The 6,491-nt window shown below is 25.6% G+C and carries 7 protein-coding genes and 1 riboswitch; of the genes, 3 read left to right on the forward strand and 4 right to left on the reverse strand.

Translation table 11 applies throughout. The features are described 5' to 3' along the window. Positions 1-125: 125 nt before the first annotated feature. Complete coding sequence (locus KXZ80_RS17465; protein WP_021434398.1) at positions 126-644, reverse strand: GNAT family N-acetyltransferase; 519 nt, start codon at positions 642-644, stop codon at positions 126-128. 365 nt (positions 645-1,009) lie between these two features. Next, positions 1,010-2,236, reverse strand: a complete 1,227-nt coding sequence (locus tag KXZ80_RS17470) for a voltage-gated chloride channel family protein (RefSeq protein ID WP_021434387.1) — start codon at positions 2,234-2,236, stop codon at positions 1,010-1,012. Positions 2,237-2,293: 57 nt separating this feature from the next. Continuing rightward, a riboswitch (Fluoride riboswitch) is annotated at positions 2,294-2,355 on the reverse strand. 133 nt (positions 2,356-2,488) lie between these two features. Here KXZ80_RS17470 and KXZ80_RS17475 point away from each other — a divergent pair. Further along, a complete protein-coding gene (locus KXZ80_RS17475; RefSeq protein ID WP_021434364.1) occupies positions 2,489-2,782 on the forward strand; it encodes a hypothetical protein in 294 nt (97 codons plus the stop codon). A gap of 42 nt (positions 2,783-2,824) precedes the next feature. Here the strand turns inward: KXZ80_RS17475 and KXZ80_RS17480 are convergent, their stop codons facing one another. Continuing rightward, on the reverse strand, positions 2,825-3,445 hold the full coding sequence (locus KXZ80_RS17480; protein ID WP_021434381.1) for a flavodoxin family protein: 621 nt from the start codon (positions 3,443-3,445) through the stop codon (positions 2,825-2,827). Between the two features lie 309 nt (positions 3,446-3,754). Further along, entirely contained in the window at positions 3,755-3,910 is a 156-nt protein-coding gene (locus KXZ80_RS17485; RefSeq protein WP_021430601.1) for a hypothetical protein, read from the reverse strand. A 586-nt stretch (positions 3,911-4,496) separates the two neighbouring features. Between KXZ80_RS17485 and KXZ80_RS17490 the strand changes: the two genes are divergently transcribed. Then, positions 4,497-5,489 carry a leucine-rich repeat domain-containing protein gene (locus KXZ80_RS17490; RefSeq protein WP_021434348.1) on the forward strand — a complete coding sequence of 331 codons (993 nt, stop codon included), beginning with the start codon at positions 4,497-4,499 and terminating at the stop codon, positions 5,487-5,489. A gap of 179 nt (positions 5,490-5,668) precedes the next feature. Then, on the forward strand, positions 5,669-6,223 hold the full coding sequence (locus KXZ80_RS17495; RefSeq protein ID WP_021434358.1) for a hypothetical protein: 555 nt from the start codon (positions 5,669-5,671) through the stop codon (positions 6,221-6,223). Positions 6,224-6,491: the final 268 nt, after the last annotated feature.

The raw sequence follows: 6,491 nt of genomic DNA on the forward strand, positions 1-6,491 counted from the left end.
TAAAATATAAAAATAAAAGGTATGTAAATTGAATATTATAATATTCAATTTACATACCTTTTATTTTAACAAACATAAGGAAATTTAAATTGTATTTAATAGTAATATATATCTGAGCTATTAAATCAATTAAAGTGTTCATATTCGATTTCAGGAGAATCATTAAGATATGAGGCACTATTAAGTAGCCTCATACATATAAAAACAACAGGTTTTCCAAATGAAATATTTGCTTCTCTAGAAAATTCAATAAAACCTATTTTTTTATATAACTTTATAGCTCTCTTATTAAAATCAGCAACTCTTAAACAAATATCTCCTCTATATAAAAAGGTAGTCCTTCCGAAATGAATACATTCTTTTATGAAGTCTAACCCCAGTCCTTTACCAGTATCTTCAGGTCTTATACCAAGTCCAATTTCCATAAAGTTTGCTCTAAAGGTATACTCATATATACCAAATAATTTATCATTAGAATCGAATACAGAAAAGTAAAAGCTATTATTATCTTCAAATATTTCATCAATAGTTTCTTTTATACCTTCTTCTGGGATATTATAAAAATCATAAGGATATTCATATTTCCAGTTTATATATGTGTAAACCTGAAGTTCATCCATTTCTAATATTTTTCTTTTATACATAATAACCTCCATTTTAAGCGCTCTATGAATGCTCATTTAAAATATATTAGACGTTAAATGTAATAATCCTAGAAAAACATATAAATTAATTTATATATTTTAACTATTAAGAATTAATATAAATATATTTTTATATAAAAATATATTTATATTATAGACATGTATATTTTATTATAGTATATTGTATACATAGACATCAAGAAACGACATATATTAACAATCAGTAGGAACGGACATATATAGAGGGGCTTTAAATGCCCCTCATTAATCAAGTTAATAATACTATCCCCCCAATAATAGTATTAATATTAAAATACCCCTTTTAAAGACTGTATCGGAAACAGTCTTTTTTTATTTGTAAAAAATTATCTATCTAGAAGACTACTGTCTTGTGATGTATATATACCGCTTTTACCTGCAAATACATAACTTATTACACAAGCAATGAATATAAATCCAATATTAGCAGATCCAAATAATTCAATTCCCATTATAAAAGATGCTATAGGTGTTTTTGTAGCTCCTGCAAATACTCCTATCATTCCAAGCCCTGCTAAAAATTCAATAGGAAGTCCGATAATACTTGCAAGTAAGTTTCCTAAAGTTGCTCCTATTACAAATAATGGAGTAACCTCTCCACCTTGGAATCCTACAGCAAGCGTAATTGATGTTAAAACAAGCTTTATTATAAATGACCCTTTAGGAACAGGCTGGTTAAATGCATTACTTAATAAATCTAGACTTAATCCAAGATAAATTCTAGTTCCAAGAATTAAAACTATAATAATAATGATAATACCTCCTATAAAGCTTTTTAAAGATGTATTGGGTATTTTAGTTGCAAAAAACTTCTTTAGAGCATGTGTAAGCTCTGCAAAAAGTTTGCTAGTAAGCCCAAATAAAACAGCACATACTATAACTTTGAAAAATACATCAACACCAGTTAAAGATAATCCCATATTATAATGACTGTGCTGAACCTTAAAAATTTCTGCTATAAAGTTTCCTATATAGCTTGATATAAAACAAGGTATTATTGCTTCATATCGCATTTTACCAAGAGTTGAAACTTCAAGTCCAAATACAGTTCCTGCGATAGGTGTTCCAAATACAACTCCAAAACCACTACTTACACCACTGATTATAAGTATTGTATAATCCATACCTTTTAATTTTAGAAGTTCCCCTATTTTAGAAGATACGCTAGCTCCTATTTGAACTCCAGTACCCTCTCTACCAGCAGATCCTCCAAATAAATGGGTTATAAACGTTCCTAAAAACACAAGTGGTGCCATTCTAAAAGGAATTCTACCTTCACCCTCATTAATTCGTTCAATAATTAAATTATTTCCTTTTGATGAATCTTTACCGTATTTAGAATATAAATAACTTACAAAAGCTCCTCCTATAGGTAACATGTATAATAACCATGGATTTGATTCTCTCGTACTTGTTGCCCATTGTAAGCTTTTTAAGAAAAATGATATTACAATTCCAACAGCAATCCCAGATATGGATGCTAGCAAAAACCATCTTAAAAATACAATAGATACTACTTCACTTTCTTTTATATGTTTTTTTAATTCATTCACAATTAATCCTCCTAGTCTATTTTCTGCAAAAAAACAGACTCCTACCCTTAAATATTTATAAGAGTAGGAGTCATTAGCATCTTATGCATTTAATGGCGAACTCCATCGCCGATTTAATTTACCAATTTATTATATTATAAAAGAGCTAAAATTTCAATTAAGTTACAAAAATATACACATTGTTGATTTTATATTTTTAAAATAGTATGCTTTAGTAAACTAGGGGATTAAATTAAGGGAGGGATTAAAATTATGAGAGAAGTTATGATTATAAAAATGATTATAGGTATATTTTTTATTGTATATGGACTGATAGTATCAGCAATAGAACAGTATAAAAGAGTTCCGTTATTTTATAATTCTAAGGATCAAGTGAATGGAGTAATAAATGGTTTTGTATGCATAGTTGTAGGAGTTGTTGTTTCTTCATATAATCTAAATCAAGGTATTATTATTGGAATTATAGCTTTTTCAATGTGGGGAATAGAAAAGCTTATAATATCCAAAATACTTAAAAACAAAGATGAAAAACTTTCTAATATATAAAAAAGCACTTCGTATTTTCGAAGTGCTTTTTTATTATAATTTTTATCTTATAAAATTTGTATGTAATCTATCTTCTAAATCTGGTTTTTCTATATTATTATTTTTACCAATATCTATACATTTTATTATCCAGGCCATATTTTTGCCTAAAACTCGCATTGTTTGTAATCCTTCTACATCTTTTTTTACTTCGTCTGAAGTGTTTCCATGGACCATATTCCAATATTGAGAACTAACAATTGGCATATTAGAGATAGTAAAGTACTTATTCAATTGATCGAATGTAGCAGTAGTTCCTGCTCTTCTCGCACTAACTACTGAAGCACCTGGCTTAAATGCCATGTGTTTTCCTCCGCTATAAAATACTCTATCTAAAAAAGATACTAATGATCCTGCTGCAGATGCATAATAAACAGGTGATCCAAATACAAATCCATCTGAATACTTTGCCTTTTCTACAAAATCATTAACTCCATCATTCATGAAGCATTTCCCTGTATTTTTACATGAACGGCATCCTATACATCCTCCTACAGGCTTATTACCTATGTGAAAAATTTCTGTATCTATTCCACTTGCTTCTAGTGCTTTTGAAACTTCCTCTAATGCTGTGTATGTACATCCATTTTTATTTGGACTTCCATTGACTAACAATACTTTCATACTTACACCATCCTAATCTAATTTAATTTTAAATATATTTACATCCTTAATAAAATTATATAGCGCATATTGACCATAAAATCAATTAAATTTTAACTTTTTAACAAAAACTAAAGATAGTCTACCTAATCACTAGATAGACTATCTTCAGTTTTTTCAATTCATTTATATATTTAACTAAGCTAATCTGTAAGATAGTTTTAAATTTATAAAACTATAACGATTAAAACTTAATAGAATACCCCATATTAATTTTAAATTAAAACTTTATTTACCTTCTAAAAACTTAAACATTATTAATATCTGTATTTATTTTCTTCTTTTATCACCCTTACAATTAATTTCAAATAACTTTACAGCCTTTGATTGAGTCATTCTTGGATTTATAATGCATGTCATTAATGCTAAATAATTTCTGATTGTTAAATCATCATTGAATGAATAATGAGATAAACTTTTAGGCATCTAATCATCCTCTCCTTACAATTTTATAAATTTATACTACAATATACATCTATACACTTATTTAATGAAAGTTTAACATGTTTTTTATTAAACTTTCATGTCAATATTGTAAGAAAACTTCAATATTTTAATTTAAAACAAATTATATCTATGAAAAATCTACTCTAAAAATAGTTAAACATAGTAACTCCATTGAATTTAGAGTGTATAAGTATAAATATCTTCAGTTTTATAATTTCCTATATATGTAAAACATGAGATTAATTTCAAGTTAATTTATATTTTTAATTTAATAAGTATTTACTTTAATTTTTCAAGTTTAATACCTTTACTTGTACATACACTATATTCTATTTAGATAAATTTAATATGCTTTTTATATGAAATATGTATTAATTTTTTCTAATTAAAAATATTTCATATAAAAATATAAAAACTTTTTAAAAAAATTGAACCTTTTTGTTTTGATTTACCTCTTATATTGTAAATGCATAAAATCGAATTGTATTTTATAAAATAAAAAACATTAATTTAAAAAATAAATTTATCACTATATAAGATTTTTAATGACAAAAGGAGAATATACATGGAACAAGCAATTGTAAAGTTAACTACTGATTTTAAGAAAAAAGAAAATACACTAATGAATAGACATGAAGTTATTAATATACCTGATTTTAACTTAAAGAAAGCTCTTAACACAAAATTTAACTCACCCGATGATGCCCCTATAACTAGAGTTCAATTAGAGAGTCTTCTAGCATTGAATTTAACTGGAGTGGGAATAAACAATCTTGAGGGCATTCAGTATTGCAAAAACTTGAGTTATCTGGGGTTATCAAAAAATGAGATTAGTGATTTAAGCCCTATATGCAACCTAAAAGAGCTCGTTACTCTAAATATAGATGAAAATAAAATCAATAACATAACTTATTTACAAAATTTAACTAACTTAACTTATTTGACTTTAAGTGAAAATTATATAACCAACTTAGAACCTTTAAAGAACTTAACTAACTTAAACTACTTAGATTTGAGTTCAAACCAAATAGAAAATTTAAGCCCTCTATCAAAATTGACCAATTTAGTTTGTCTTAGTTTAAATAATAATAGAATAAGAAACTTAAATACTTTAAATGGTCTAAATAACATTGGTCTTTTAGACCTACAAAACCAAGAAGTTGTTTTAAATAATTATGAATTTAATTTAGATTCATCACCTATTGAAATTAACAATGTTATAAGAAACATAGATGGATCATTTATACATATACTGGATAAGGCTATTTCTAGTAATGGAATATATAATATCGATTCAAATACGATTCTATGGAATGATATATATGAAAATTTAGAATATCACTTTTCTATAAAAAAAATCATGAATTCTGAAAAAAGTGAGTTTAGTGGTAAAGTGGTTCTTCCGTATAAATATATATCTACACCAATAGATAAAATACATGATAAATGTAAAGACAACAACTCTGTAACTAAGAGAGATTCCTTCAAAAAAGATTTCTCTTTAATCAAGATATTTAAAAAAATCTTTACTTTTACAGGTGTAGCTATAAACGATTAAAGATAATACTATCTAGTTTTTACTTTAACACTATTTAACTCAATTAACCTGTATACGTGTTGGTACATATAAAAGCGATTAGGGTTTATTCCTTTTTGCTTATTTTAACTATTAAAACTTTTTAATTTTTAGTTATTATTCAATTTTATTTAGTTAGTTTTATAGGAGGATTTAAAAATATGAAAATTATCGATGCATACATAACCCTAGCTTTAGAATGTAGCGATTTAGAAAACTTAACATTTTTAGAAAATGGAGAAAGCCGATTAATTGAAAAAATACCTGCAATAGATGGTTCTTATCCATCTATTGCAGTAATAAATTTTAGCAGAAGGCATACTACTCATTTAACAAACAGCAAGTTAAATCAGCAAGTTTTATTTGTGGAAGGAACTTATCAGGTTTTAAAGAATAAAAGTGGTACTCCATTTTTAAATATTAAAGCTGTAAAAACTGTTTTGAAAAATAAAAAACAAGTTGTTGATATAACAAATATTAGACACAAAATATATAATGATTTTGAAGAAAATGACCTAACTTCATTGAAAGAAAAATATTTACATAGTTGTGCTGAAGAAGAAATTAAAAATTTAAAAGAAGTTATAGAAAAAAGAGATTTACTTAAACTACAATATCAGTTGAAATTTCAAGAAACTCAAAAGTTAAAGCATGAAAAGAAAATATTAATGTTGAAACAAAATGTAAGTCAAACACCTTTAAGTAATGGAAGTTAAATAAAAGAGTTAATGATTAACTCTTTTATTTAATTTGAAAACTATTTTAAATAGCAATCATAAAGTAAATCATATCATCATAAGGAGACTATTATAAAATGAAATTTTTTAAGTTTGTATTATTATTATTTTTAATATTTACGGTATACTTAAATACCTCTTTGCTCAAACATTGTTTTAAAAAAATTTTTAAATATTAAAACTAACTAGGTTGTGAACTTTTTAAACTTTTCATAACCTTTTATTATTTTTTGTTAAAACCTTGATA

It is taken from the genome of Paraclostridium bifermentans, from assembly GCF_019916025.1.
Taxonomy (GTDB): Bacteria; Bacillota; Clostridia; order Peptostreptococcales; family Peptostreptococcaceae; genus Paraclostridium; species Paraclostridium bifermentans.

Coding starts and splice junctions, on each gene's coding strand:
- KXZ80_RS17465 (WP_021434398.1), bottom strand. CDS start 644: ATGTATAAAAGAAAAATATTAGAAATGGATGAACTTCAGGTTTACACA.
- KXZ80_RS17475 (WP_021434364.1), top strand. CDS start 2,489: ATGAGAGAAGTTATGATTATAAAAATGATTATAGGTATATTTTTTATT.
- KXZ80_RS17480 (WP_021434381.1), bottom strand. CDS start 3,445: ATGAAAGTATTGTTAGTCAATGGAAGTCCAAATAAAAATGGATGTACA.
- KXZ80_RS17485 (WP_021430601.1), bottom strand. CDS start 3,910: ATGCCTAAAAGTTTATCTCATTATTCATTCAATGATGATTTAACAATC.
- KXZ80_RS17490 (WP_021434348.1), top strand. CDS start 4,497: ATGGAACAAGCAATTGTAAAGTTAACTACTGATTTTAAGAAAAAAGAA.
- KXZ80_RS17495 (WP_021434358.1), top strand. CDS start 5,669: ATGAAAATTATCGATGCATACATAACCCTAGCTTTAGAATGTAGCGAT.